The sequence below is a fragment of the Streptomyces sp. NPDC054866 genome (assembly GCF_053610745.1).
This window is the reverse complement of record NZ_JBSGZA010000016.1, coordinates 33,465-59,251: the sequence shown is the minus strand read 5'-3', so window position 1 is coordinate 59,251 and position 25,787 is coordinate 33,465. Positions and strand designations below refer to the sequence as shown.

The window sequence follows — 25,787 nt, the reverse complement described above, 5'->3', positions numbered from 1 at the left end:
ACGACACCAACACCCACATCAGCCCAAGCCAGACCCACACCCCACCCACCAGCCCCCACACACAGACCAGTGACACCCCAACGCAGATTCGCACATGCCATACACGTGACACACATCCAGATTCGCACACACCAACCCGCGCAGGCGTCCGGCCCGACAGACGCCCCTCACGCCAGGCCACCGACAACCAGTTCCACACCGTCCGCTCGGACACGTCCAAAGCCGAAGCAGCCAACCGCACATGTACAGAACCAAGTTCACCGCGACCATCGAGGGCCATCAAGCGCGTAAGAGCCGCTTCCCGCCCCGCGACAGCCGGCACCACCCAATCGGTGAAACCACCGGAACCGTCCTCAGCCATCAACCCCTCCCCCAGACGCGTACCCCCACCCCGCAAAAGCTTCCCACGCCCACCCACCCCACGTGGCAGAGCGGGACCACGTCCAGCACCCCATCGAGAGGAAGGCGAGAGAAGCCCTGCCAAATGAAGATGCGGGAGAACAGCATGGGTTCTCCGCCCAACGTGGCGTGGCAACCTTCGCCGCCAACAAAGATGACAGCGAGCTGGGTGTAGGGGTCATCCCAGAGGTAGCGGACGTATTCCAGCTGGTCCCTGCAGAGCCACTGTGCTTCGTCCAGGACGAGGGTGCGCGGGTGGGTGGCAAGCGCTGCCTTGAGGAGATGATCGAACTCGGTCGCGTAGCGCGGAGGTTGACCCGGCAGCTGAAGAGCGGCGTGCAGTTCAGGGCGTACGGCACAGGTGGTGGCGCGGGAGTGGAAGGCGATACAGCAGATCTCTTCGCTGGCTTCACGCTCGTATCCGCACACCAACCGCGTAGAAGCACAGCTTGAAAGGTCAAACCCACTCCTGACCAACCACCACCACCACCCACCACTCACTCACAGCAGCCACCTGAGTTCCAGCGTGTCCTTCTGTGCCTCGAGTTCAGCCGTAGGGGCGGGGGCGGGAAGCGAAAGCGGATCAACGGGCGAAGCAGCTGTAGGCGGCGAGCCGTTTCATTCCTTCCTGTTCGATCAACTCAACCGACGGGACAGTGCTGTGGCACTGCGGGCGAGTTGCCAGTCACAATCAGCGTGGCCGCCGAAAAGTGCTGCTCCTCGGGCCACAGGGGGTCCCGAGGAGCAGCAAGGTGAGCGGGCTTCGGATCCATGCCGTGCGGGGGAAGGACGGCACGGATCCCCTGGTTACCTGCTCACCGCGCCGTGAGGACGGGGTCCTCTGCGGCGGTCTGGGTGGGGGTGGCGGTCTTGCGTGGCAGGCTCAGCGTGATGAGGAGGCCCAGGAGCATGCCTGCCGCGGTGAGCAGGACGACGACGAACTCTCCGTCCGCGGTGGCTTCCTTCAGGGCGTCGCCTGCCTTGCCGCCGGTACCGGCGTCGGCGATGACGGTCAGGATGGCCAGGCCGATGGCGTTGCCGATGTTGAGGGTGGTGGAGGCCATGCCGTTGGCGATGCCCTGCTCGTTGGGGGCGACGCCGGTGGAGGCGGCGATCCACATGCCGGTCCAGACGATGCCCTGGCCGACTCCGGAGAGGATCAGGCCCGGCAGTGCCGTGAGGTAGGTGGCTTCGGCGTCGAAGCCCAGAGCCAGGATGGCGGTGCCGACGGCGCCGATGATGAAGCCCGCGATCAGGGTGGTGCGGGTGCCCAGGCGGGTGGTCAGACGTTCACCGAGTTGGGTGCCGGTGGCGATGGCGACCGAGGGGACGAGGAACGCCAGACCGGTCTGCAGGGCGCTGTATCCGTGCACGTTCTGCATCAGGACTGTCAGGAAGTACGGCAGGGTGCCGAAGGTGGCCATGTAGAGGAAGGTCACCGTCATGCCGACGCTCAGGTTGCGGTTCCGAAAGAGGCGGAAGGGCATGAGCGGGTCCTTGCTGCGCGCCTCGATGCCCGCGAAGGCGACCAGGAGAACCACGGCGGCAACGAAGGCGGCGATCACCGTCGCCGAGGTCCATCCCATCTCGGGGCCCTCGACCAGGGCGAAGACCAGGAGGGTGGAACCGCCGGTGGCGGTCAGCGCGCCGGGCAGGTCGAACTTGCGCTTCTCGGTGGGCTGCGCGTCGCGCGGGATGACGACGAGCGCGGCCAGGGCCACGGCGCCGGCCAGCGGCACGTTCACGTAGAAGACGGCCGGCCAGCCGAAGCTCTCGGTGAGGATGCCGCCAAGGAGCGCGCCGACGGTCAAGCCGCTGGCTCCGGCACCGCCCCAGACCGCGAGCGCCTTGTTGCGCTTGGGGCCCTCCTCGAACAGCGTGTTGATCAGGGAGAGCGTCGAGGGCAGCAGCAGCGCACCGCCGATGCCCTGAACGGCGCGCGCGGCGATGATGACGGCCGGGCTCTCCGCCAGTCCGCCGGCCAGGGACGAGACGGCGTAGATGGTCAGGGCGAGGATGAAGACCCGGCGACGGCCGAAGAGGTCTGCCGCGCGCCCGCCCAGCAGCAGGAAGCCGCCCGCGAGTACGACGTAGGCGCTGACCACCAGCTGCTGTGTCTGTCCCGGGAACCCGAGGTCCGCGCCGATGTCGGGCAGCGCGACGAAGACGATGTTCAGGTCGAGGGAGAAGATCAGCTGCGCCAGGGCCAGTAGCGCCAGACTCCAGCCCAGACGTTGCGGCCCCGAGGCGTGTGCGCCTGTCGGCAGCGTGGGTGAAGCGGACATGAAAGGTCAGCCCCTCTTCGGTCATGGGCGGGCAGCCCGGCGAGTACGATTGTTCGTATCCTTACGTACAGTCGGAGTGTTTGCAACGGGGCCACCTCCTCCCGGCGCGACTTTGGCAAGTCGCGGGAACTTCCCTTACACACCGAGCACTTGGGACGGCGCCTTGGTCAAAAAGTCAGATTCAACGACTGTCGCGGTACAGTTGGACAATGATCTCCCGTCACCCCGATCGCGATCAGATCCGGATTGAGGCCGTCCTCTCCGCACTGGGGCACCCCATGCGGCTGACCGTTGTCCGCGTCCTGAACGACGGGGAGGAACACAACTGCGGCAGCATCCTGGACGGCGTATCGAAGTCGACCATGACCCACCACTGGCGCGTCCTGCGCGACAGCGGCGTCATCTGGCAGCGCCCCTCCGGCAGAGAGAACCTGCTGTCCCTGCGACGCGAGGACCTCGACACCCGCTACCCGGGCCTGCTCGACGCCATCCTCGAAGGCGCCCGGCTCGACGCCGAGTCCGACCAAGGCGCCAAGCTCCCGTAACCGTGGACGTGGAGACCGGCCAGGCAGTACCCCAACAGCACCCCGAACCTCCATGGCAGACCATCTCGACACTTCACGGCCAGCTCGCAGCAGGGGTGCGCTCGGTCCTGCAAGAACGGAGCGACCTGAGCGTCCGGGAGTTCAGCCTCCTCCTCACGCTCGAACGCAAGGAGCACGAGAGCGGCCCGGAGATGCACCGGCTCACCGCGGCCATGGGTCTCAGCCCCAGCGCCGTAACCCGGCTCGTGAACCGACTGGAGAAGCGGGGACTGGTGACACGCACCTACTCCGCAACGAACCGCCGTTCCATCTGCCCCGTGCTCACTTCCGCCGGCCGCACCCTGGTCGAGCGGCTGCGGCCACCGGCCTCCCAAGCCGTACGGGAAGGGCTGGACGAGGCCAAGAACCAGCCCGCCCTCGCCCGGCTGGCGACGGCGTTGTGGCACACGAAGTCCTCGCCCGGCACGCCGAGCAGGTGACGCCAAGAGGACCCTGACCTCCGCGGCGTACGCGCTGTGCGACAAACCGCCGCACGCGAAAGTCCCGACCCTTAAAACACGTCGTGGTCCGGCCCCGCGCCGTCCGGGCTCCGGCCCTTACGTCGATCGGCCTGCGGCTACCTTCACAGCGTCGAGGACTCGCGCCGCGCCCTCGATGTCCGCAGGGGTGGGAGCCTCCCACCGGCTCTGCCCTCTCAGGTCGCCGAGAAAGGCTTCGAGTGCCGCGCCCGCACGGATCGGGGGGTGCCTCTCGCGGCGACTGCTTTCAGAACCCTCCGTCGTCGCCGTCAGCTCGGTCCCGCCCGCGCCTACCTCCACCGATCCGTGCTCACCCTCAACACGCAACAGGAACCCACCTGGGCGGGAGGTCCACCCGGCATGGAGAGACACGGGCGTCGCCCCCCAGGTCAAGAGCGCCAGCCCGCCGACGTCGACCGCGCAAGCGGGACGGCGGGTGAGCTCGGCCCCCCGCACACGGAGCTCCTTGCCAGGAGCCAGCCAGCTCAGTAGATCGACGAGGTGAATACCCAGGTCGGCGAAGCCGCCTGTACCACCGTGCTCCTCGGTCAGCATCCATGAGGCGGCACCACCGAATACGCCGTCGAGGAAGCCTGGGTGGGTGAAGCTGGCATGCGCGTGCGCCACTGGGCCCAGTTCGCCCCGGGCCAGGAGAGCACGCAGCCGGCGGAGTGCCGGGGCGCAGCGCAGGAACATGGCCGTGGTGGAGGGGGTGGGGCCGGCGGCCAGCAGGGGCGTGAGTCGTCGGGTGGCCGCTGCGGTGGTGTCGAGCGGCTTCTCCACGAGAGCGGGCACACCGGCTGCCGTTGCCTGTTCCAGGAGACGTTCGTGTCCCGCGGTGGTGGACGCGATGACCACCGCGTCTGCGCGGTCCAGCGCCTGCGCAACGGTGGGCACGAGAGGCAGCACTTCGCGGGGCGCCCCGCTTGCGCCAGGGATCCGGCCGTGGAGCGCAACGAGCTCCGTATCCGGGTCGCGTTCGATGACCGCGAGGTGGTCGCGCAGATGAACATGGTGCGTGCCGAGGACCGCGAGACGGATTTTCTTCATGAGTCAGCTACACGCTCTTCGCCGAGCGGGCCGCCCGCTTCGCGATCGGAGAACCGGGATCAGTGGACACCTGCCATCTGGACATCGGCGACCGGGCGGGCGAAGGCACGGTCGCGGTACACCAGTGGGACCCGCTCCCCATCCGCATACGTCGCTTCCGCACGGCCCACGAGAATGCTGTGGTCTCCCCCGTCCAGGACCGCGTGCATCGAGCAGGCCACGCGCGCTGCCGCGTCCTTGAGCCCGGGAAGCCCGAACTCACAGGGCACCATGTCACCCGCGTTGAACCGGTCGACGCCGGACCGGGCGAACCGCATGGCGACGTCGGACTGCTCCAGCGCGAGGACATTGATGAGGAAGCGATCGGCGGCGGTGAACGCCTCGTGGGTACTGGCCTTCTTGTCGAGACATATGAGCACCAGAGGCGGATTCAGGGAGAGCGAGCTGAAGGAGCTGCCGGTGAACCCCCATTGCTCGCCGGCCGGGTCGACGGTAGTGGCGACGGTGACGGGTCCGGGCACCTGCGACATGGCCTGGGTGAAGGCGGTGGAGTCGACGGACATGGCTGTCCTTCCGTTCTCAAGGGTGGGTGATTCGTCGGTTCGGTGGCCGCGTTTCGGGAGCTCCGGGGAGCTTGGGTCGGGCGCGTTATGCGATGCCCGACGGCACCGTTTCGGCGACATGGCGGACGAGCCAGTCGCGGAACTCCGGTCCGAGGTCTTCGCGTTCGCAGGCGAGTTGCACGATGGCGCGGAGGTAGTCGACCCGGTCACCGGTGTCATAGCGGCGGCCCTTGAAGACGACGCCATGCACCGGGCCGCCGGTCTTCTCGTCGGCGGCGAGCTTCTGCAGGGCGTCGGTCAATTGAATCTCGCCGCCTCGGCCGGGCGCGGTCTCCCGCAGCACCTCGAAGACGGCGGGGTCCAGGACGTAGCGGCCGATGATCGCGTAGTTGCTCGGCGCCTCGGCCGGGTCCGGCTTCTCGACCAGGTCTGTCACCTTCACCACGTCGGGATCCGCGGTGTTCTGCACCGCCGCGCATCCGTAGAGGTGGATCTGTGACGGCTCGGTTTCCATCAGCGCTACGACACTGCCGCCCTCGCGCTCCTGGACATCCATCATGCGCGACAGCAGTGGATCACGCGGATCGATCAGGTCGTCGCCGAGCAGTACGGCGAAGGGCTGGTCCCCCACATGGGGCGCGGCACACAGCACCGCGTGGCCGAGCCCGCGCGGATCGCCCTGACGCACGTAGTGCATGGTCGTCAGGTCGTTGGACGCGCGGACCTTGGCGAGTCGTTCCTTGTCGCCCTTCTTGATGAGGGCTTGCTCCAGCTCGAAGTTGCGGTCGAAGTGGTCCTCGAGGGGACGCTTGTTGCGCCCTGTGATCATCAGTACGTCGGAGAGACCTGCGGTTGCCGCCTCCTCGACCACGTATTGAATGGCGGGCTTGTCGACGACAGGGAGCATCTCTTTCGGCGTGGCCTTCGTAGCGGGCAGGAACCGGGTGCCAAGGCCCGCCGCGGGGATGACTGCCTTGGTCACCGCTCGGGTGGGAGGGAGCGTCTGCTTCATGTCAGGGCCCAATCGGTACGCAGCGCCGGCTCGTCCGAGTCCGAGGTGGTGTGCTCGGGGAGCGGCGGTCTGCTGGAAATGTGGCTGAGGGCGGGTTCGGCACCCAGTGCGGTCAGGAAGGAGCGGGCCCAGTGGTCGACGTCGTGTGTGAGGACCTGCTCGCGCAGCGCGACCATCCGTCGCCGGCCCTCGTCGGCCGGGACGTTCAGCGCCCGGTGCAAGGTCGTCTTCACCTCGTCGAGGTGGTGGGGGTTCACCAGGAAGGCACTCGTCAGTTCGGCCGCCGCACCGGCGAACTCGCTCAGTACGAGTGCTCCGCTGAGGTCGTGGCGGCAGGCGACGTACTCCTTGCAGACCAGGTTCATGCCGTCGCGGAGGGGCGTGACGAGCATGACATCGGCCGCGCTGTAGAAGGCGGCGAGTTCCTCACGGCCGACTGAGGTGTGCAGATAGTGCACGACGGGGGAGCCGACGCGACCGAACTCGCCGTTGATCCGGCCGACAGTGCGCTCGATGTCCTCGCGCATCCGTATGTAGTGCTCGACTCGCTCGCGGCTGGGCGTGGCGATCTGCACCATGGCGACCTCGTGGGGCTCGATGGACCCTTCCGCCAACATCTCGTGCAGGGCTCGGAGTCGGACGTCGATGCCCTTGGTGTAGTCGAGCCGGTCGACCCCAAGGATGATCCTTTTCGGATGGCCGAGATCCGCCCGGATCTGCTCGGCCCGCTGCCGGATGTCGGCTCGCCGCGCCAGCCGGTCCAGTTCCCCGGAGTCGATGGAGATCGGGAAGGCGCCAATCTTCACGGTCCGGTCGCCGTCCCGTATTTCACCGAGCATGCCCCCCGCCTCGTTCACCGTGCGGATGCTCTCCCGCCCGGCGAGGCGGCCGGCGAGCCACTGGAAGTTCTGCGCGCCGCCCGGCCGGTGGAACCCGATGAGGTCGGCGCCCAGCAGGCCCTCGACGATCTCGGTGCGCCAGGGCAGCTGCATGAACAGTTCGATCGGAGGAAAGGGGATGTGCAGGAAGAACCCGATCCGTAGGTCGGGGCGCAGTTCCCGCAGCATTGCTGGTACGAGCTGGAGCTGGTAGTCCTGGATCCAGACCGTAGCGCCGGGGGAGCTGACCTCGGCGGTGGCCTGCGCGAACTTCCGATTGACTCGTACGTATGCCTCCCACCAGCCGCGGTGGTATTCGGGAGGCATGACGACATCGTGGTAGAGCGGCCAGAGCGTGCCGTTGGAGAAGCCCTCGTAGAATCCGGCGACCTCGTCGGTGGTCAGGGCGACAGGGTGGAGGAGCAGATCTCCGTCCTCCGGGGGAGGCATGTCCTCCCCTGCGGCGCCGGGCCATCCGACCCAGGCTCCCCGTTGGGCGCGCAGGAAAGGTTCCAGCGCGTTGACCAGACCGCCGGGGCTGTGGCGCCAGTGCCGGGTCCCGTCGGAGGCGCTTTCCAGGCTCACGGGCAGCCGGTTGGCCACCACGACGAGCCCTGCCCCGCTCGTCGGTGTGGTGTGCACGTCCTTCTCTTCCATCCGAGGGCCTCTTTCAGGAGAGTGCTTCAGCCGCCGCGCGCGGCGGAACGGCGCCCGGTCGCGGGTGAGGGCAGGTATGGAGCCGACGTGGGCTGTCCGTCCTCCGAGGGTGGTCGGCGGACGGACAGTGGACGGATCCTGGTGCCCTGGGTCGCGTTCACCCCGCGGGCGGGCGGCGCTACTTCGCGGGCGCGTCCGGGCGGCGGAAGTCGACGATCGTCTTGAGGTCGGTCGTGAACCGGTAGTTCTCGAAGACGTCGACCAGGCCGTCGTAGTCGTCGAACTCGTGAACCGTGGAGAGCAAGGCCTTGCCGTCGACGATTCCCGTGAGCAGCATCTGCATCGCCGAGGCGATGACGTTCGCGCTCTTGTGCATCGGGAAGTGGGTGACGTCGAAGGGCGCCGAGATGATGTTGATGCCCTTGGCGAGCATCAGCCAGGTGTCGAACTTCTGCATCTCCTGTGAGGCGCCGTACAGGACGTAGCGGCCGCCGGCCTTCAGCTTGCGCATGGCCACTCGGCGCGGGTCCTTGTTCTCGTCCGCGACCTGCACGGTGGGCAGGGCGTCGAAGACGTAGTCGAAGGTGCCCTCATCGACGGTCTCGATCAGTTCGTCGGGGAGGTAGGCCCTGTTGGAGAACTGCTGCTCCGCGAACTCGTTGCGCGCCGGATTGGTGTCCACGGACACCACCATGTTCGGGGCGAGCAGGCGCTTGATGATGCTGCCGGCGATGACGCCGATGGGGCCGGTACCCAGGATCAGGACCTTGTCACCGACCTTCGGCGGGTTGGAGAGCACCGACCGCAGGGCTCCGGTGACCGGCTCGATGAAGGACGCCTCCAGGTCACTCAGTTCGCCGGGTATCTTCACCGCTGCCGCGCGTTTGTCGTCGTAGAAGTTGCGGTCCGCCGCGAAGACGTCTTCCTTGACCTGGCCGGAGAAGATGGGGCGCACGGTGCGGTACTCGGCGAAGCCGCCGAAGTCTGTCTGGCCCCAGTAGACGACACGGTCACCGACCTTGAGATCGACGCCAGAGGTATCGAACTCCGGGCCGATGTCGACGACTTCGCCCAGGTACTCGTGGCCCAGGACGACCGGGTACTCGGAGGGGAAGAGGTGTCCTTCGTAGAAGGAGATGTCGGTGGAGCAGATCGATACGCAACGCGTCTTCATGAGCAGACCGTCGGCCGGCGTCTCGGGAATGGGCACATCCGACAAGACTGTCTTGCGCGGGGCCAGGAGCTGTACGGCCTTCATCGTTTCCATGATTGCCTCGTCTCTGTTTTCTGCGAATGGGTAAGTGGGTGGCGGGGTTTCTCACCGCCGCATCTGGAGGTCTCCACCGAGGAGATACTGCCCGACCATTTCGAAGTGTGTCGTCGACAGCGTGATGTGCTTGACCGCGGAGTGAACGTCCCGGAAACAACGCTCGAGTCGGCTTGTCGCGTAGACGGAGCTGGCTCCGGCGAGGTTGTATGCGGTGTCGACCGTGGCGGCGGCCTTTTCTGCGACCGCCGCAGCGGTGAGGCGAACGAGTGAAGTCAGCGAATCGCCGCCCGTTTCCCCGAGTTCCGTGACTTGCCGCGCGGTGTCGTTGAGGAGTAGGCGTGCGGTGTGGAGCTCGATTTCGGCTCGGGCCAGCTTCTCCTGAACGACGTGGCTCTTGGCGAGAGTTCCCGTCGCGCCGGTCGGGGTCTTCTTCGCGGCGAGGCTCTTGAAGGAATCAATGGCGTCTTGCGCGATTCCAAGAGCTGTCGACGCAGAAGTGAAGGGGCCGAAGTCGTAGTAGCCGATCGGGTAGGCGCGTGAGCCCCGTGCGGCCGGGGGTCGCAGCATTTCCGTTCCGCTGACGGTGAATTCGTCGCGCACGTACACGTCGTTCACGGTGAAATGATTGCTGCCGGTGCCGCGCAGTCCGACGGTGTACCAGGTGTCGCGGATCTCGACGTCTGCACGCGGCACGAAGAGCATGCGCGTCTCCGGCCCCTGAGGGGTCCGGCGCACTTCGCCATGCTCGGTGACGAAGGCGGCGCAGACCAGCCAGTCCGCGTGGGCGGACCCGCTGGCAAAGGCCCATTCGCCGCTGAGCTGGTAGCCGCCCGTCACCTGCTCGGCGTGGCCGGAAGGGTTCACCCCGCCGACCACAAGCCCGTCATGGTCACGGAACAGCTGAGCGGATGTGGCCTCGGGGAGGTAGTCCGAGAGGCGTCCAATGGCGCCCTGCACGCCCATCTGCCAGGCCACGGACGCGTCGAGGGCGGCCAGAGCCTGGATGACAGCGGAGCCTGTTTCGATGCTTGCCCGCTCCCCGCCGAACTCCCTGGAGACCCACATGCGCGGGATACCGGCGTCGCGCAGAGCCTCGAAGACGGCGCGGGAGGTCACGCGGTCGTGGTCCGCCTGTTCACGAGCCTCCTCGATGACCGGAGCGATCTTCTCGACCCTGGTCAGCCACTCCTCCGTCTCAGCCGTCAGGGAAGGAGTCGGGAGCCCACCCGGGGCGCTGATTGCAGTCACGTCACTCACTCCACATTCACAAAGGTCGAACCATCGGTCGGGCAATTCACAGGCACGAAAGAGACATTGGATCGGGCATGCCTGCGGGTGAGGCCACCAGAACGGAAGGCGCATCGTCATTGACGCAAAGAAACGGGCGGACTTCCCCGGCGCGCGTGATGTCCGCTAAATCGCCTCAGGAATTTGAGCGTCCCGTGCGGCGGGCCCGGCAGTTGAACTGCGGCCAGGCGAAATGCACTCGCCCGACGAAGCGGAGGCCGCCTTCGGCCGCCTGCTTGATATCCATCCTGACGAAGGAATCGAAGCGCGGCAAGTACAACCTGGCCAAGTAGAAAGGCGCTTGCACACCAGGCTTCGACACGGCAACAACGAAAGAGCCTGGAGCCCCGAAGGGCCCCAGGCTCTTGGTTCAGACCGAGCTAAGACTGAAAGTTGCTCAGTGGTTGCCGGTCAGGCTGAAAGTGGGGGTGATCGAGAAGCCCGGAGTCTTCGCGGTCGAGGAGCTCTCCATAGCCGCCGCGAGCTCATCCACGTCGGTGTAGGCGTCGAAACCGGCAACCAGCTCGCTGAGGTCCTTCTCCATGACACAAGCCTTTCTCTAGAGAATATTTTTGAGGTCGTGCGACTCCTGCTGGAGCATGAATATTTATAACAAGGACCAAGTCGGCGGGCCAGCACCACAGTTCGTACTTACACACCTGCAACTGAATCCAGCGGTCGAATGCGTGCCAAAGACTGCCTCGTCGGAAGGGGACGGAACAGATTTCAGTTGAGGTTGTCGGCAGGCGAACGGGGGTCGACGCGGGCCTCGGTGAACCGCTGGGCGACCAACTCGTGCCGCTTCAGCCCCGTGTCGGGCCCCATGGCGTGCTCTACGAGGGCGCCGGCGACCACGTTGGCTCGGTGTTCCCCGAAACTCATGCCCCTCATGCCAGGGCGTGTGTCGGCAGGCTCCGAGGCGGTGGCCATGCCCGGCGCCTGGCGTCTGGCGAAGACCGATGTGTCCTGAAGCAGGGCGTGATGGCCCCCAAGCGCCCCGACCAGGTGGCCGACAGCCGCATCGGCCTCGGGGCCGAGGTAGACCACCATGGCGTCCTGCCGGGGGTAGTGGTGGGGTACGGAGCCCGCCTTGGCCCGGTAAGGGATGCCCGTCGACTCCAGGCAGGCCAGGGTGTCCCGGAGCAGTCCTGGAGCCAGTCCGGGATCTCCCACATGGAGGTAGAGACGTACGAGTGGTCGTCCCTGCGGCGCGCCACGCGAGCCGGTGACGAAGAAGTACCCCGGTGAGACAGCCGGGTTGACGGCGGGCCAGGTGAGTGGGACGGGCCGTCCCTCCCGCACCGGGCCGGCAGCGGGGTCGACCAGTGTTCTGGGGACCTCGACCCGTACGCCGCTGATCTCCACCACGATTTCCGGCGAGTCCCGGGCGTGGATGACCGGGACGGTCAGTGGGGTGTGCCGGTGGGGGACGGCATCGGTGAACGCGGCCTCCAGGGCGGCGTCCCTCAGCGTCCGGGCAGCCTTGGGTGAGACCGGGAACCCGGCGTGAAAGCATTCGTAGATGGCCGAGGCGAGCTGCGCGCGCATGTCGCGCGGGGTTCGTGCGGTGAGCTCCCGGCCGGGCAGAGTGGCGCGCGAAGCGTCCCCGGCGACCTCGATGGTCTCGATGACGTCCCTGACGCGCGGGGCGAGTGCCCCGGCGGCCTCCTTCGCTGTTGTCATCGAACCTCCCCCAGTCCGACCGCTGCGGTGAAGCGCTCGGCTGAGAGCACGATGTTGCGGCCGATCCCCGCCGCCGCGCGGCTGAAGGCACCCAACCGCGGAATCTGCGAGGCTCCGGCGAGAAGCCGGTCGTAGAGGTGCCAACCTGCGTAGGCGGTGGCCCGTACTTCGAGGCCGACTGCAGGTGTCTCGTCGAGCGTCTCGCGGTAGCCGTGCCAGAAGGCGCTGATCCGTGGACGGATCCGCTCGATCTCAGCCGTCATTCGGGCCACGGCCCCCGTGCGGGTCAATCCGGCGCCGGCGTCGTCCGGCGTCGCGGCGAGGACGGCGCGGTGGAGCCATTCCCCGGTGAAGCTGCCGATGTCCCTCGCCGGGTCGGCCAGGCGGAATTCCTCCCAGTCCGAGAGATACAGCTCCCCTTGGGAGATCAGGAACTGATCGAGTCTCAGATCCGCGTGCACGGGCCGCCGCCGGGCATGGGCGGAGGCGGTGTGCAGCTGGTTCAGGGCCTCGATGACGGCGTCGTCCCGCTGGATCAGGGCCCAGGCCTCCAGCTCGGCCCGGCTGGAGTTGGAGAAGGTGTGGAGCGGGAGGGCCTCGAAGTGTCCCAAGGGGAAGAAGGTCGCCGAGGGCTCCGTCCGTTCAGCCGGTGGTGGCGGGAGTTGGTGGGTGGCGGCGATCATCCGACCGGCCCGGCGGCACCAGTCGGGGCCGAAGCCGTCGTCGCGTCCGGCCCGGTCGCTGCCGGACTCGGCCTCTTCAAGGAGTTCGAAGGCCATCAGGCACGTGGACTCGTCCCAGCCGAGGCAGGGCGGGCTCAGCGGTCCCGTGTCGGCGCGGGCGGCCCGGACGTGCTCGAACGATACGGCCCGCTCCAGCCGCGCCCGCCCCTCACGGTCGCGGCCCTGCAGTTGCTTGACGAATACCCTCCGCCCGCTGCTGGTGGCGCCGGCCCAGTTCTTGTTGCGACCCGGATAGGAGACGACGTCCCCTGGGTCGAGGTGCCCCAGCCCGAGGTCGGCCAGCAGAGCGTTGACCTGCGGTGTCTGCGAGAGGTCCGCCGGGAGAAACTCCTTCCGGGCAGGGGTGTCCAAGCTTTTTGTGGTGTGCATGAGCAAGTGCGTCCTTCACATGTGGCGGTCAAGTCGCTTGCTGAACTCCACCCAGAGTTGGGCGCACTCACGGGCAGCGGCGGCAACGTTGCCGAGGCTGTGCGAGGGGAGACCGGCGATGAGTTCGTCCCCGTGTGCCTCGGACAGGAGCCGGTTGTCGAGCAGGCGCAGCAGCAGTCGCCCAGCTTCGCTGTGCCGAAGTGACGGGTCTCGCCGCAGTACGGAAAGGGGCGCGGCGGCCTGAGCCTGTTCGCGGGGCGCCAGGTGGCCGCAGGACTGCTCGTTGCCGCAGGTTCGCTCGGCGGCGGCCTTGCCGACGACCGACCCCCGGGCCGCCCGGACGGTGGGGGATGCTGCCGCGGCTGCCGCCCTGGCCTTGATGGTCCTACGCTGCCCGGCCGGTACGGGGTCCTCGTTCTGCCGCAGCCTCCTGCGGACGTCCCGGACCGTGCCCGGCGACAGCCCGGAAGCCGCAGCGACCTCTCTCAGCGACGCCTGTGGGTGAGCGTTGATGTACTCGGCGGCCCGCAGCCTGCCGTCGGCGCTGCTGAGGGGGCGCACCCGGCCGTCGAGACCGACCCGGTCGTGCAACTGCTCGCCTTCGGCGGTTGCACGCCTACGAATTCTGCCGATCGTGTCATCCGCCAGGCCCGTCACGGAGGCGATAGCCCGGTCGGACCACTGCGGGTGGGAAGCGATGACGCGCTCGGCGGCGTCGGTGCGCTCCTTCCGCGTCAGGGGGAGGCCGTGCTGGATGTTGGCCACGACGCTCAGAGCGAAGGCGTCGCGGTCAGAGCCGTCGAAGAACCGGGCAGCGATCTCGGTCTCGCCCCGAATGAGGGCTGCCCGCACTCGGTGGGCGCCGTCGATGACACGCATGGTCGATGCGTGGACGATCACCGGCGGGAGTTCAGCACCCGACTCCGCGAGCACACGTGCGTGCTCGGGGCTCTCGCTCTCACTGCGCGGTGAGTCGGCAGCGACCAGGTCGCTGATCCTCAGCATGCGGACGGCCGCGTCGGGTCTTCGTAAGGGCCTCTTCCCCCAGTCGCCCTCGACGGCGCCCGTCAGATCTTCGTGCTCGATGTGGTTGTCCGCCACCTGCTCCCCCTCCTCCGCTCACTGTCTCCTGGCAGACCACTTGGTCAGGAGATCAGCCTCATCGGCTGGAGGTGCCGCTCCGGGGCGCGTCGAACGCGGAGGTCCTGCCCGCTCCCCTCCGGGTACAGGCGGCTGTAGGCGTAGGCGACCGAAGCCATGGTCATGTGGTGGTGCCAGCCGGGGAAGGATCGCCCTTCGAAGTCGAGAATGCCGAAATCCAACTCCAGTTCGGAAACAGCCGAATCGGTGGTCCGGACGCTCTGCGCGAGGGAAAGGATCTGGTCGACGCGACGGTCGACCAGGTTGGTGATCCAGTACCTTGCGGTCCTGTGCGCCCGTGAGGCGGGACGCACGACGAGCCGGTGCACGGGGAGCGCGGCGGCGCCCTCGATGCCGCCCTCGCTCGGGATGCGTACCAACCCCGAGTGCAGCAGCAGTTGCTCCACGCGTCCGGTGGGCCTCTGTGCCGCCACCAGATGCTCCTGCCTCGCCTGCCCCGCTGCCACGAACTCAGCCGCGGTGAACATGCGCAGTCCGGCCTGGGCCGCCATGACAGGGTGACCCGGACTCACTTCACACACGAAATCCTGGTGATGGCGTGTCAGGTCGCGCGTGACGCGAGCCGTGTTCGTGGCCCGGCGCAGATCCAGCACCCAGGGAATCCGTCTCAGGCGTGGATGGGCGGACACGTTCGCCGCGAAGTGCAGCACATGGGCCCAGTCCGGTACGGCGGTGACCGAGGCAGGTATACGGGCGCGACGCCGGCGGACCTCATCGCCGCACCAGGTCTCGTCGAGGAGGATGCGCCAGTCCACTGGCACGCTGTAGGTGTCCGTGGCCATGAACAGGGCCAAGCCCTGCTGGCAGTTGATCACCCGGCCGGCGTCCTGGTCGAACCGCCGACGGACTCCCACCGAGTGCTCACCCCGCTTGGGAATGGTCACCTCGGCGACGCTCCAGGCCCGCGGTCGGGCATGCGCCGCCAGCGTGCCCGCCAGGGCTTGCCGGACGGCTGACCAGTCCCACGGACTCGAGTTGATGAATTGCTGCAGTCCGTGCGCGGAAGCCGCAGAGTGCGCCCCTGCCTTGGCGAGGCTCTGCAGCGTCTTCCTGCCCCGCACGTTCAGCAACCCGTTGAGATAAGCCTGCGCCCAACGGCGCTGGTCCACGCGCTGCAGCGAGGCGAAGACCTCATCCACGAACACCGGAACGGCCTTCGGACGTACTGTCGCCGCCCGTTGCGTGTGGCCTGTCAGCATGCGAGAAATTCCCCCTTGCGACGCTCGCACTCGCTGGTGCGATCCCCCTGCGATCAACGCCGATAAAAATACCTTCTCAAAGGTCAGTTTTGGCCAGGGTGCGCACTACTTTCCCAATTCGCTGTCTGACCAGCGGATTTCGCTCCATACCGAGGGTTGTGCCGACGTGCCCATGGGCCGTTCAGCCCTCCGGCGAGAGGCGAGAACCAGCCCGGAGCCAGGGAACGGACGTGGAAGGATCAGGCGCGAGGCGGGCGGGATCCGTCGGCGGTCTCCCCGTCCCCGTACGCACCGATGATGGCGTCCAGATCACTCAGAGCGGCACGGGCGCCCTCCGTCAGCAGGACGCCCGACACATTGAGGATGACCTCGTCGACCCCATGCTCCTGGTACCGCCGCAGCTGGTCGGCGATTTCGTCCGGGGTACCGGAGACAAAGACGCCACTGTCCACGAGGGCGGCTGCTCCCCGCTCCGGATCCGCAGGGTCGACTGCGACCCCGGCCCGTCGCAGCATGTCGGAGTAGTGGGGCGAGCGAAGGTGCGACCCGACGGCGGCGAGCGCCGCCGCGGCCACCCGGCGGCCGGGCTTTCGCACGGCGGCGTGCACGACGCTCGCAATACGCGGAGCCCGCTTGCCCTTCTCGGTCGCGCCACGTCGCAGGGCGGGCGTCAACGTCTGCCGTATGTACCGGTACGGCGCCAGCCAGGTGATCGCGACATCGGCGACCTGGCCGGCCGTCCGGGCCATGCCCGGACGGAGCACACCGAGGCCCACTTCCACGTCCGGGGAACCAGGCATCGACGGGAGCTCGTAACGGGTGGTGTGGTACTCCCCCCGGTGCTCGACCGCCTCCCCGTCCAGGAGCCGCCGCATCACGGATACGTAGTCCCCCATGGCTCGCAGGGGCCGGTCGTACGGTGCTGCCAACAACCGCTGTTGGAGGTCCAGTGCGCCGGGACCGTAGCCCGCCACGTACGGCACACCCGACATCACGCCGAGACTGCGGGCCTCGACCGCCGCCTGGTAGGGGTGACGCAGGGGCGCCAGGGCGACGGCCGTGCCCAGCGGCAGCCCGGGAAGCCGGGCTGCGAGTCCGGCCAGAGCCAGCTGCGACTCGACGTGCAGGGACTGCCCGATCCACAGCCGCCGCACGCCGCGCTGCCGAGCGAACGTGCCGAAGGCCGTCATCGCCTCGAGCGAGTGGGGAGGAGCGGGGTGGAAGACCGAGAGCGCACGCTGCTCTGCCGGCATGGGGGCTGTACCTCCTGGAATGTGGCCGGCGCACCGAGAGGGGCCGCCGGGACGTCTCGTGATGCCGTCAACCATCGTGTTGTTGCCTGCCGGTGCTGCTGGACAGGGGCGGCTGCTGTGCTCGTCGACCGTCATGGACCGACGCGGGCTTCCTCGAGCGCACCCGCGAGTTCAGTGAGCAAGGACGTCACCCCCGCCGGCCCGGGTACCGACAGATCGCAGAAGTCCGCGAGCTCCGGAATACACTCCGCTGCGTCAGACGGAGCACTGTGCACGAGGACGACGGTGGCCTCACCCCGGCGGTGGCGCTCGGCGAGCATCTGGAAGGCAGCCACGTCGCCCCGGTCGTCACCCGCGTACAGCACGACCGGTCCTCCGGCCGCCTCGGCTTGCCGATCCGGCTCCTCGGGCCGCTCCCGCTGCTCCAGCTCGTCGAGGTAGGCCGCGAGCGCTCGCCCCTTGTCGGTTCCGCCGGGACGAAGCTCGGTCACCAGCCGACCGACCTCCACGGTGAGCCCATGGCGTGCGGCCATGTCAGTCAGCGGGGCAAGCAGTTGGCCGTGCGCCCCTTGCGGATCGCGGGCCTGACGGGTGTGTACCGCCACGGAGTTGCCCTTGTCCTCGATGTGTACACCGCAGGGCAGCCGACCGGCGGCCAGATCCCTCGTCAACTCGGCGCGGACAGCCGGCACTCCGGGGTGACCTGGGGGTCGCGTGAGCCGCCCGGTGCCCGTGTCGAAGCGCTCGGCGCCGTAGTGGCCGAGGACAGTCAGGGGCACACCCATGCGGTCAAACCTGCCGAGTTCCACGGCGAGCAGGGCCGGCCGGCCGGTGACGACCACCAGAGTGACTTGATGACGTCCGAGCGTGGCCAGCGCCGCCTCCACGCCCGGGCGGGGCGCTGCCCGCATGGGATCCGGGACGATGTCGGCCAGCGTTCCGTCGAAGTCGAGGGCGATCACCGATCGCTGCGGCCTGTCGACCAGGGCGCGCAGCCCTGCCGGTGCCCCACCGCTTCTGGCGGGCCGGGCGATCGGTGCGGGTGTCAGCTCGGGCGGCACGGGCCTGGGGGCGGGCGGCTCCGACGGGCCTGCGGCACGCGGCGCCGTACGGGACCCGCTCGCCAGGGCGTGGGGCCGCGATGGCGGAGTGGGCATGGCGGGAGGTTCCTCTCGTACGGGGGACGCACCGAGGACGGCGTCCGTGGGCCCCAGGTCTGCAGTGACCACGCCCGCTCCAAGGGGTGCGGACACCGCGTGGACCCGATCTTCAATTGCAACGTCGGCGCAAGGGACCGTATCGGGCCAGGTCCCGGCACAACGGCGGCCCGGCGTTTCGCCGTACGACTTTGGGAGATTGAGGCTGAGCCCCTCTCGAGCCCGGCACGCGGGGAGAGTGACCGAGGTGGATTAATAGGCCACTCTCCTTCCGGCTCGCTTGTGACTCAGCGCACCACAGGAAAAGATTCCCCAACGACGGTTATTGAACGACCAAAGACCTCGAAGGGACCTCGTGGTCAAGCAAGACAGAGCACGCAGAACGCACGAGTTGCTGCTGAACGCCGCAGCGGAGGAGTTCGTGCGACACGGGTACACGGGCGCCAATCTCCAACGGGTCGCGGCCCAGGCCAACATGACCAAAGGGGCTCTCTACGCCCACTTCCCCTCCAAGGAAGCGCTGGCGACCGCCTTGACGGCGCCCTTCGAGCGGACCTGGCGCGAGCTGCTCCGGCGCGCGGAAGAAGCAGCTCCGGCGGCAGAGGGAGCGGCGCTGCGACTGGAGGGAGCCCTCTTCGACCTCGCCCTGGAACTCGTGAGCCGCCTGAGGGCAGACCTGCGCTTCAGGGCGGGCTTCCACCTGACGGCGGAGTATGCGCGTGCCGAGCGCCGGCTCCCGCCGATCGTCGAAGGCTTGAACCGAGTGCTGCCAGAGCTGATCCGCAGGGCGCAGGCATGTGGTGACCTAAGCCGCTCCCGCGACCCGGAAACCCTCGGTCAGCTGCTGCTCTCCCTGATCTGTGGGGTCTACTACACAAGCCCGGAGTGCCGACCGGGCACCTATCCCGACGAGGTGTCGGCCCTTAGGCAGTTGGTGGTGCGCCCCTCGGCCGACACGACTGCCTGCTGTGACAGGGCAGGGTTCGATATGCCGGTGTCGGACGGCACTGCGCGAGCCGGATGCGCGGGGGACCCCGCTCATTGCGCAGAGATGGTCCGCGCCCCGGCCAGAGCCGCGAGGAGCTGTGGATCATCTCCCACAACCGTGGGGTGTCCCACTTCCGCCATCATCGGCAGGTCGGACAGGTGATCACCGTAGGCGTGGCAGTCGCCCGGACTGATGTGTGGATAGCGGCGCAGAAGGCCTCGTACGGCCTCCCGTTTCCCCTCGGCGATGACAGGATCGCCGACGATCCGGCCGCTGAAAACGCCGTCACGCACCTCGGGACGGGTGCACAGGAGGTGCCGCGCGCCGATGGCCGCGGCGATCGGGGCCAGCACGGCGGGAAACGATCCCGAGACCAGAACGATGACGGCGCCGTCGGCGCGATGTCGCACGATCTCAGCCCGGGTCCGTTCGACGTAGAAGCCCTTCTTCTGCTGTCTGACAGCCAGCCAGCGGGCGCCCCACTCCGCCACTTCGGCGGCCCGCTGGCCCTTCCACGCCTCGTAGTAGGCGCGGTTGCCCTCCGCCCTCGATACACCGGACGAGAGCATTCCATTCAGATGCCGACGCGTACGCTCGGCATGCCGGGCGCCTTTCGCCCCATGCCGACGCCTGAAGTAGAAGTCCAGGAAGTCGAACATGCTCTTTCCGGTGATCAGCGTCTCGTCGACGTCGCTGAACACCAACCTGCTCACAGCTCCACCTTCTGCTCCGGGCCTGTACCGGCCGTGGGGTGCCCGGCAACGCACTGCGCGTACGCGGCCGCAGCAGGCTCCCGTCGCAGGGCACCGTGGGAAGCGATCGTGAGGATGTCCCGCCTGCGGCGCCGTACGTCACCGTCCAGCTCGCGCATATGCGCTCCGCCGAACCCGAAGAGGCGGTCGACAGCCTCGGCCAGTCGATCCACGCCGAGGGCGGCATCGCGCCGGTTGAGGGCCACGAGGCCACTGCCTATGTCCGCCGTATCGGCACGCTCTGCCGCCTTTGCCAAGAGCAGTTCCACCGAGTCGATGTCGACGGACGTCCGGGCGAACCGCTCCTGCGTATCGGCATCGCCCAACAGCCTCAGCGCACCCCTGTCACTGTTTCCGGCAGCCCACGTCGTCCAGGCGTTGAGCGCGGCGCGCGCTGCACCGAGCGCCGGCGCCGCGAACATGAGCCCGCCGGCCAAGTGAGCGGGCGCCGCATGGCATCGGGCGCGGTGCTCGGGGCCCTCGCCGGCCAGCACGGCGTCGAGTGCCACGCTCCTGTGCTCGGGCACGAACGTGGGGGAGAGCGTCGCGGTGTTGGTCCCCGTACCGCGCAGGCCTTCGCTGTTCCAAGTGTCCCGTACTGTCACTGCCGCGCGGGGAACGGCGAACAGCCCGACCCAAGGGGTGGGTTCGCCGGCGCGGGCCTGATCCGTCGGTGCGGCCAACAGGACCCAGTGAGCGTCGTCCACGGCGCTGACCATCGGCCACGTCCCCTCCAGCGACCACCCTCCCGCGACCGCACGTGCGTGGCCCGCTGCCGGCGCGATGGCGGCGGCGATGCGTACGTCAGGCGAGGAGCCCCAGATCTCCTCCTGTGCCGCACGGGGCAGGAATGAGGCGAATCTTCCGTGTGCCGCCCACAGAACGGCGCACCACGCCGCCGATGTACAGCCCTCCCCGACGGTGGCCGCCGCAGCAACGACGTCGCTGAACCTGCCCTCTCGACCGCGCCAGCGTCGGGGGACGAAATGGCGCGCGAAGCCGGCGTCGTCAAGCGCAGCCAGCACCTCGGCAGGCAGCCTGCGTTCCCTGTCAGCCTCGCGTGCGGCACGTCCTGCGACGGCGGCCGCGCGGAGCAACTCCTCTCGCGCGAATCCGGGCGCCGACCGTATCGGCGCGCGGGGGGCGACGCCGGACAGAACTGTGGGGCTTGGCACTAGGGAGTACTCCTTCAAGTGGCAGCGGTGCGTGACCGGCGGTCAACAGGGGCGGAGAAGACTGTCGGGCAAGGCACGTGGCGTAGGGCGTTGCCCTGTGGGCAGACGCGGGTCGCAGTCGCCCCAAGTGGGTGGGGCGTTGTACGCGCGCGCCCTTCGCCTTCGGGGCCAAGTCAGGTAGCGGCAGGCGCTCGAGAAGAAGCGAAAGAACGTTGCTTAAATACCTTCTCCCAGGTATTAATACTGCTCACACTGCCGCTTCAAATGAAATCCGTGGACAAGGGGGTCCATGTACTGCGACCGACTGTCCTCCCATGGGAGGCAGGATCCCTCCCATGGGAGGCAGGGTCACAGCCCGTCAGCCGTGGTCGGCCGGCTGCTCGCTGGAGCGGGGCGACTCGACGTCCCGCACATCCCAGACACTCTGGACGACAGCGACCGGCCTGCCGCCCTGCACGGCCTCGATGCGCAGGTGGCGCCCACGCGAACCGTCCATCAGACGCGGCAGCGTTGTCATCTCTGCGGTGTTCACCGCCTCCGTCACCTCTTCCTCCTCCAGGACGACCAGGTGAACCGGCTCGTCGAGTTCGGCAAAGGCCAAACAGTCGATGGCCACGGACACCAGGACCGGCGATGCCCCCCGGCCACCGCGCGAGTTGCCATGACCGCTGACCAGAGCATGACCCAACTGACGGACTCCTTCGAGTATCACCATCAACGGCACGTGGTCCGTCGGGTGATCGAACAGGATCGCGTGGTCGAGGTCCAGCTTCAACCGCCACTGCCCCGGCGAGCTTCCGGGGACGATGACGCTGTCCTTGGTGCGCAACCGCCCGACCAACGACGGGTCCAGACTGTCCGGCACCTGCCGGGCCAGCGACCCGGCGGACGACGGGACGGCAGCCCCGGACGAGGCGTTGGCACGCCCGCGCAACAGTTCATACCTCCTGTCGTCGACGGCCATCACCTGCAGGCTGCCCCGACCACACTCCCTGCCCCCGACGCTCAGCCCCACCTCCAGCCGCATCCCGTACCGCTGCGGCGGCCTGTTGTCCACCCAGACCCAACGCGCGTCCAGAACCACAGGGAGTGGCTGCGTGCCGATGCGCAGCGCATCGGAGTCCGTAATCTCGAAGTCCATGTTGCGGCCCACGAATCGGTGGGTCAGCGGCACTCCGTAGTGCCAGTGCGCCAGGTACACCAGTGCCTGACGGATGGTCTCAGCCACCAGCAGAGAGTCACTGCGCCCCTCTGCGTCCGGGTGGTAGAGCGCGTGGTCGCGAGGCCACTGCGCGCCAACCAGGAAGCGGTCACCACCCAGCGCCACCGCGTCGGTGACGAAGACCTCCGCCACGGCCGCACGGTGAACCATGTACCGCGGAATGGCCTGCTGGAAGGTCAAGCCGTGCTGCTCCCGTACAGCAACACCGTGTCCCCTTTGTTCAACTGGTCCGACTTTTGCCCGAAATTGCTGCATGCGCCATCTCCCCCGTGCAAGCATCTCGGTCAACCCATTCGGGTCGGCCGCTCATAAATCTACCTTCGAGAAGGTTTATTCTGTGAGCAACTCCTTTTGTGTGCGACGTAGATCACTAACCAGTCTGGAGCCCCTCGATGAGCGTTGCCTCGAGTGACCCGAGCGGCATGGCAACTGCCGCCGTCGGCAAAGAACTCAAGCAGGAGCGTGCCGTCCGGACGCGGGAGACCATCCTTCACGCCGCCGCCCAACTGTTCGCCGACAAGGGGTACCCATCCGTCACGATTTTGGACGTGGCGCAGCTGGTGGGCATGACGAAAGGCGCGGTGTACTTCCACTACGCCAACAAGGACGCTCTCGCACTCGCCGTCACTTCGGAGTTCTACCAACGGCTGCCCGCCATCGCGCAGCGCGTGGAGGAACTCGGGCTCTCCCCTATCGCCTCCGTTGCCGAGCTGCTGACGCGCACGGCACTAGCGCTGCGGGACAACACGATGATGCAGGCGGGAGCCAGGCTACAGATCGAGAGCGCGCTGATCGGCATCGATCTCCCAGTGCCCTTCCAGGACTACACAGGTCTGGTGCGGACCTGGCTGGAGAGGGCCGTAGCACTGGGCGAGCTACAGCACTCCACTCCACCACCGGCCCTCGCGCGGGTGATCGTCTCCGCTTTCTTCGGAACTCAGCACATTTCCTGGGTCCTGCACGACCGCCAGGACATCGCCGAGCGAGTTCTGGAAGTGGCGGAGACAGTCCTGCCGTCCTGCCACGACGCGTTGCGGACCTGCCCCTCGGTACAGGGGTACTGGAAGACGGGAGGATGATCTTTCGGAGCTGGGTATCCAGACAACGGTCAACTGGGCAGAATCCTCAACTGGGGCTGGGACAACACGATCTGCCGCCGGTCAGTACCCCGAACACCTCGACCAGCGCATCCGACGCGGCTTGCGCCTCATCCAGTACCGCAGTCACCTCATAGACGGCTGCCTCGCCGAGACCGGCCTGGCCATCGGACCCGCCTGATCAGCGACACGACACCACGAGTTCAACCTCAAGTGGAGGAGTACGAGAGGCCGATGGAGAGGCAGCCGGCCGAAGTCCGTGTGGCCCGAGGAGCCCCTCAGGCCGCCATCAGCGCCGCCAGGGCGCGGTCCATCGCGGCGTTGAACTCTTCCGGCGCCAGCGGCAGACGGGACTTGACGTCCCGACTCCACTGGTCGGCGAGGACCTCGGCGGAGCCCGCCTCGACACCGTCGAGCGCCGCGTCGGCCAGGTCCGACGGAGCGATCTTGTCCACGGGCCAGCCCGCCGCCATGTCGGTGTCGGCCAGGCCGAGATGTACCGCTGTGACGAGCGTTCCCTGCTCGGCGAGCTCCAGGCGGACGCCGTTGGTCATGGCCCAGGCGGCGGCCTTGGTCAGGTGGTAGGCATTGGCGCCCTTGCCCCCGAACCACGACATGGCGGAGAGGACGTTGACGATCGCGCCCCCGCCGTTCCTGGCGAGCGCCGGCGCGAACTCCCGGATCATTCCCAGGTGGCCGAACATGTTGGTCTCCAGCTCGTGCCGCACCGCGTTCAGCGAACCGGTCACCAGGTCGGTCCCCGTATTGACTCCCGCGTTGTTGATGAGTAGCGAGACGTCCGGGGCGGCCTCGGCGGCGGCCCTCACGGATGCGGGATCGGCGATGTCGAGGGGCAGCACCTCGGCCCCGGGCAGGTCCACGGTCTCCGGTCGGCGGGCCGTCGCGTAGACCTTGCGGGCGCCCCGTTCGAGCAGGCGCTGGGCGAAGGCGCGGCCCAGGCCGCGGTTGGCTCCGGTGACAAGGGCGACGGAGTTGTTGATGTCCATGGCCGGTACGCTAAAACCTGACGCCAGCGTCAGAGGCAAGTGCTGGTCGTCGGGTCCGGGGGTGAGAGGAATCACCATGACTGTCACAGTGGCCGCAGCCGAGCGGTTGATCCGCATCGGCGAGGTGGCACGAGGTGCCGGCGTCTCAGTGCGCGCCGTGCGCTACTACGAGCAGCAAGGCCTGCTCATCGCGGAGCGCAGCCCGTCCGGCCAGCGCCTGTACCGGCAGGACGCCATCCCCCTGGTCCGCTTCTTCCAGCAGATGTTCGCCGCCGGCCTCACCAGCCGAAGGATCGCCGAGCTCCTGCCGTGCTGGGACTCCGGGCACACCGACACCGAGCAACGAGCCATGCTGCGAGCCGAGCGCGAGCGCATCCAGGCCAAGATCGACGACCTGCAGGCCGCCCTGGACCACCTCGACGAGGTCATCGCGATCACGGACACGCACCCGTAGGCGCGGTCGGCCAGACGCCTCATCAGCGATCTCACCTCGCTGTCTTGGCTGGGGCGATGAGGAGTCGCTGAGAGGCAACTGCTGTCGGGCGGCCCACGCGGATTTCGGTGTTCGGGCAGGGCGGAGACCAGCGCGGTGGTCCGGTTCTCCAGGGTCTTTCCGGTCGTAGGCCGCGGTCGCGCGGCACCAGTCGCGGCCCGGGGCAACGATCAGGTCGGTTGCCGACGAGTTCAACCTCAGTAACCGTGCCGCCACGAGACTCGGCCCGCCGCCATGCACGAGCGCGTAGGGGCCGTCCTCACACCCCCTGTGACCGGCGCCGCCCGGCACGTTCTCGCCGCCGCCCCAGCCACCTGCGGATAGGCTGCGCCGTCCGCACAAGTGAGGAGTGATGCCGGGATGCCTCGTGAAGGCCATGGGTCGTCGGGCGTGATAGCCGAGCGGGGGTGGCGGGGGCGGGTGGTGCCTGTCTCGCACCCGGGCGGGGAGCCCGCCTTCCTGACGATCCGTTCGGGCGGGCCGTTCAGTTGGTTCAACGTCACCGGGATCATCGACACGCCCGAACTCCATTCCCAGGAGGCTCAGGTGGGGCTCTCCACCTACGGTTCCAAGCCCTTGCCGTTCATCGTCCCCGCCGAGTACACCCATGTGGAGGTGCAGCGGCACACGTCGGGTTCCAGTGGTGTCGCCCGCTGGTACCTGGACACGCTGCCACAGGAGCAGATCGGCTCACTCGCTTTCACCGGTGAAACCGCGGGGACCGGTCCCACGTTGCTGCGCTGGTCGGGCCCACGCCGGACCTTCGCCTACACGCTGGACGGCAACGAGAACCACAGCGGACTCGTCGTGAGCGACACCCAGGGCCGCCACATGTCCGCGGAGCGTGAGGGGAATCTGCGGGGGCGCCTCACCATGCCTGCCGCCGGCCACGTCATGGTGCGCTCCGACGGGCCCTGGGCCCTGCGCTCCGTCTGAGGCCGCCTATGCCCCAGGGAGTGATCGCCACGGCCTCCAGGTGGCTTGCGACCTGCCGGTGGTGCGCCTGCAGTTGGAGCCAGAGCGG

25 protein-coding genes and 1 pseudogene are annotated in these 25,787 nt (G+C 68.0%); 7 read left to right on the top strand and 19 right to left on the bottom strand.

All coding sequences use genetic code 11. The annotated features are described in order from the left end of the window. Positions 1 to 360 precede the first annotated feature (360 nt). Entirely contained in the window at positions 361 to 828 is a 468-nt protein-coding gene (locus ACWGI2_RS41200) for an ATP-binding protein (RefSeq protein ID WP_453701149.1), read from the bottom strand. 386 nt (positions 829 to 1,214) lie between these two features. Beyond that, positions 1,215 to 2,684, bottom strand: coding sequence for an MFS transporter (locus ACWGI2_RS41195; protein ID WP_453701147.1), 1,470 nt, complete (start codon positions 2,682 to 2,684; stop codon positions 1,215 to 1,217). Between the two features lie 209 nt (positions 2,685 to 2,893). Between ACWGI2_RS41195 and ACWGI2_RS41190 the strand changes: the two genes are divergently transcribed. Then, positions 2,894 to 3,229, top strand: coding sequence for an ArsR/SmtB family transcription factor (locus tag ACWGI2_RS41190; RefSeq protein WP_453401162.1), 336 nt, complete (start codon positions 2,894 to 2,896; stop codon positions 3,227 to 3,229). 2 nt (positions 3,230 to 3,231) lie between these two features. Beyond that, the gene (locus ACWGI2_RS41185; RefSeq protein ID WP_453701145.1) at positions 3,232 to 3,708 is read left to right on the top strand and encodes a MarR family winged helix-turn-helix transcriptional regulator; all 477 of its coding nucleotides are present in this window, start codon (positions 3,232 to 3,234) and stop codon (positions 3,706 to 3,708) included. Positions 3,709 to 3,825: 117 nt separating this feature from the next. Here ACWGI2_RS41185 and ACWGI2_RS41180 read toward each other — a convergent pair whose 3' ends face one another. The 13 genes from ACWGI2_RS41180 to otsB form a co-directional block, all read right to left on the bottom strand. Beyond that, positions 3,826 to 4,797 carry a Gfo/Idh/MocA family protein gene (locus ACWGI2_RS41180; RefSeq protein ID WP_453701143.1) on the bottom strand — a complete coding sequence of 324 codons (972 nt, stop codon included), beginning with the start codon at positions 4,795 to 4,797 and terminating at the stop codon, positions 3,826 to 3,828. Positions 4,798 to 4,856: 59 nt separating this feature from the next. Further along, positions 4,857 to 5,360, bottom strand: a complete 504-nt coding sequence (locus tag ACWGI2_RS41175; protein WP_453401159.1) for a flavin reductase family protein — start codon at positions 5,358 to 5,360, stop codon at positions 4,857 to 4,859. 85 nt (positions 5,361 to 5,445) lie between these two features. Beyond that, positions 5,446 to 6,372 (bottom strand): UTP--glucose-1-phosphate uridylyltransferase GalU, encoded by a 927-nt coding sequence (galU, locus tag ACWGI2_RS41170; RefSeq protein ID WP_453701142.1) that lies wholly within the window; start codon positions 6,370 to 6,372, stop codon positions 5,446 to 5,448. Then, positions 6,369 to 7,907, bottom strand: coding sequence for an alpha,alpha-trehalose-phosphate synthase (UDP-forming) (locus ACWGI2_RS41165; RefSeq protein WP_453701140.1), 1,539 nt, complete (start codon positions 7,905 to 7,907; stop codon positions 6,369 to 6,371). The genes galU and ACWGI2_RS41165 overlap by 4 nt, the downstream gene beginning before the upstream one ends. Before the next feature lie 178 nt (positions 7,908 to 8,085). Then, positions 8,086 to 9,174 (bottom strand): zinc-dependent alcohol dehydrogenase, encoded by a 1,089-nt coding sequence (locus ACWGI2_RS41160; protein WP_453701138.1) that lies wholly within the window; start codon positions 9,172 to 9,174, stop codon positions 8,086 to 8,088. Positions 9,175 to 9,225: 51 nt separating this feature from the next. Continuing rightward, complete coding sequence (locus tag ACWGI2_RS41155) at positions 9,226 to 10,545, bottom strand: acyl-CoA dehydrogenase family protein (protein ID WP_453701136.1); 1,320 nt, start codon at positions 10,543 to 10,545, stop codon at positions 9,226 to 9,228. A gap of 316 nt (positions 10,546 to 10,861) precedes the next feature. Beyond that, a complete protein-coding gene (locus ACWGI2_RS41150) occupies positions 10,862 to 11,008 on the bottom strand; it encodes an LxmA leader domain family RiPP (protein WP_453401154.1) in 147 nt (48 codons plus the stop codon). 182 nt (positions 11,009 to 11,190) lie between these two features. Then, positions 11,191 to 12,147, bottom strand: coding sequence for a T3SS effector HopA1 family protein (locus ACWGI2_RS41145; protein ID WP_453701134.1), 957 nt, complete (start codon positions 12,145 to 12,147; stop codon positions 11,191 to 11,193). Further along, positions 12,144 to 13,259, bottom strand: coding sequence for a class V lanthionine synthetase subunit LxmK (lxmK, locus tag ACWGI2_RS41140; RefSeq protein ID WP_453701132.1), 1,116 nt, complete (start codon positions 13,257 to 13,259; stop codon positions 12,144 to 12,146). Before lxmK ends, ACWGI2_RS41145 begins: the two co-directional genes overlap by 4 nt. A gap of 15 nt (positions 13,260 to 13,274) precedes the next feature. Next, positions 13,275 to 14,360 (bottom strand): ParB/RepB/Spo0J family partition protein, encoded by a 1,086-nt coding sequence (locus ACWGI2_RS41135; RefSeq protein WP_453701130.1) that lies wholly within the window; start codon positions 14,358 to 14,360, stop codon positions 13,275 to 13,277. 44 nt (positions 14,361 to 14,404) lie between these two features. Further along, on the bottom strand, positions 14,405 to 15,649 hold the full coding sequence (locus ACWGI2_RS41130) for an IS701 family transposase (protein WP_453701128.1): 1,245 nt from the start codon (positions 15,647 to 15,649) through the stop codon (positions 14,405 to 14,407). A gap of 209 nt (positions 15,650 to 15,858) precedes the next feature. Next, entirely contained in the window at positions 15,859 to 16,872 is a 1,014-nt protein-coding gene (locus ACWGI2_RS41125; RefSeq protein WP_453701126.1) for an LLM class flavin-dependent oxidoreductase, read from the bottom strand. A gap of 131 nt (positions 16,873 to 17,003) precedes the next feature. Next, the gene (gene otsB, locus ACWGI2_RS41120; RefSeq protein ID WP_453701124.1) at positions 17,004 to 18,029 is read right to left on the bottom strand and encodes a trehalose-phosphatase; all 1,026 of its coding nucleotides are present in this window, start codon (positions 18,027 to 18,029) and stop codon (positions 17,004 to 17,006) included. A gap of 355 nt (positions 18,030 to 18,384) precedes the next feature. Here otsB and ACWGI2_RS41115 point away from each other — a divergent pair, with 355 nt between their 5' ends. Then, positions 18,385 to 19,179 carry a TetR family transcriptional regulator gene (locus ACWGI2_RS41115; protein WP_453701123.1) on the top strand — a complete coding sequence of 265 codons (795 nt, stop codon included), beginning with the start codon at positions 18,385 to 18,387 and terminating at the stop codon, positions 19,177 to 19,179. Here the strand turns inward: ACWGI2_RS41115 and ACWGI2_RS41110 are convergent. The 3 genes from ACWGI2_RS41110 to ACWGI2_RS41100 all read right to left on the bottom strand — a co-directional run bounded on the left by ACWGI2_RS41110 (position 19,068) and on the right by ACWGI2_RS41100 (position 22,421). Next, on the bottom strand, positions 19,068 to 19,730 hold the full coding sequence (locus ACWGI2_RS41110) for an HAD family hydrolase (protein ID WP_453701121.1): 663 nt from the start codon (positions 19,728 to 19,730) through the stop codon (positions 19,068 to 19,070). The two genes, ACWGI2_RS41115 and ACWGI2_RS41110, sit on opposite strands and share 112 nt — an antisense overlap. Beyond that, a complete protein-coding gene (locus tag ACWGI2_RS41105) occupies positions 19,727 to 20,476 on the bottom strand; it encodes an acyl-CoA dehydrogenase family protein (protein WP_453701119.1) in 750 nt (249 codons plus the stop codon). The genes ACWGI2_RS41110 and ACWGI2_RS41105 overlap by 4 nt, the downstream gene beginning before the upstream one ends. An 826-nt stretch (positions 20,477 to 21,302) precedes the next feature. Then, complete coding sequence (locus ACWGI2_RS41100) at positions 21,303 to 22,421, bottom strand: ScbA/BarX family gamma-butyrolactone biosynthesis protein (protein WP_453701150.1); 1,119 nt, start codon at positions 22,419 to 22,421, stop codon at positions 21,303 to 21,305. Between the two features lie 137 nt (positions 22,422 to 22,558). Here ACWGI2_RS41100 and ACWGI2_RS41095 point away from each other — a divergent pair, with 137 nt between their 5' ends. After that, the gene (locus ACWGI2_RS41095) at positions 22,559 to 23,245 is read left to right on the top strand and encodes a ScbR family autoregulator-binding transcription factor (protein WP_453401143.1); all 687 of its coding nucleotides are present in this window, start codon (positions 22,559 to 22,561) and stop codon (positions 23,243 to 23,245) included. A gap of 85 nt (positions 23,246 to 23,330) precedes the next feature. Further along, positions 23,331 to 23,444 (top strand): annotated as a pseudogene (locus ACWGI2_RS41090) (transposase); the annotation flags it as partial. Between the two features lie 97 nt (positions 23,445 to 23,541). Here ACWGI2_RS41090 and ACWGI2_RS41085 read toward each other — a convergent pair. After that, complete coding sequence (locus ACWGI2_RS41085) at positions 23,542 to 24,270, bottom strand: SDR family oxidoreductase (RefSeq protein WP_453701117.1); 729 nt, start codon at positions 24,268 to 24,270, stop codon at positions 23,542 to 23,544. Positions 24,271 to 24,346: 76 nt separating this feature from the next. Here ACWGI2_RS41085 and ACWGI2_RS41080 point away from each other — a divergent pair, with 76 nt between their 5' ends. Beyond that, positions 24,347 to 24,724 (top strand): MerR family DNA-binding transcriptional regulator, encoded by a 378-nt coding sequence (locus tag ACWGI2_RS41080; protein WP_453701115.1) that lies wholly within the window; start codon positions 24,347 to 24,349, stop codon positions 24,722 to 24,724. Positions 24,725 to 25,123: 399 nt separating this feature from the next. Continuing rightward, on the top strand, positions 25,124 to 25,699 hold the full coding sequence (locus ACWGI2_RS41075; RefSeq protein WP_453701114.1) for a hypothetical protein: 576 nt from the start codon (positions 25,124 to 25,126) through the stop codon (positions 25,697 to 25,699). Positions 25,700 to 25,787: the final 88 nt, after the last annotated feature.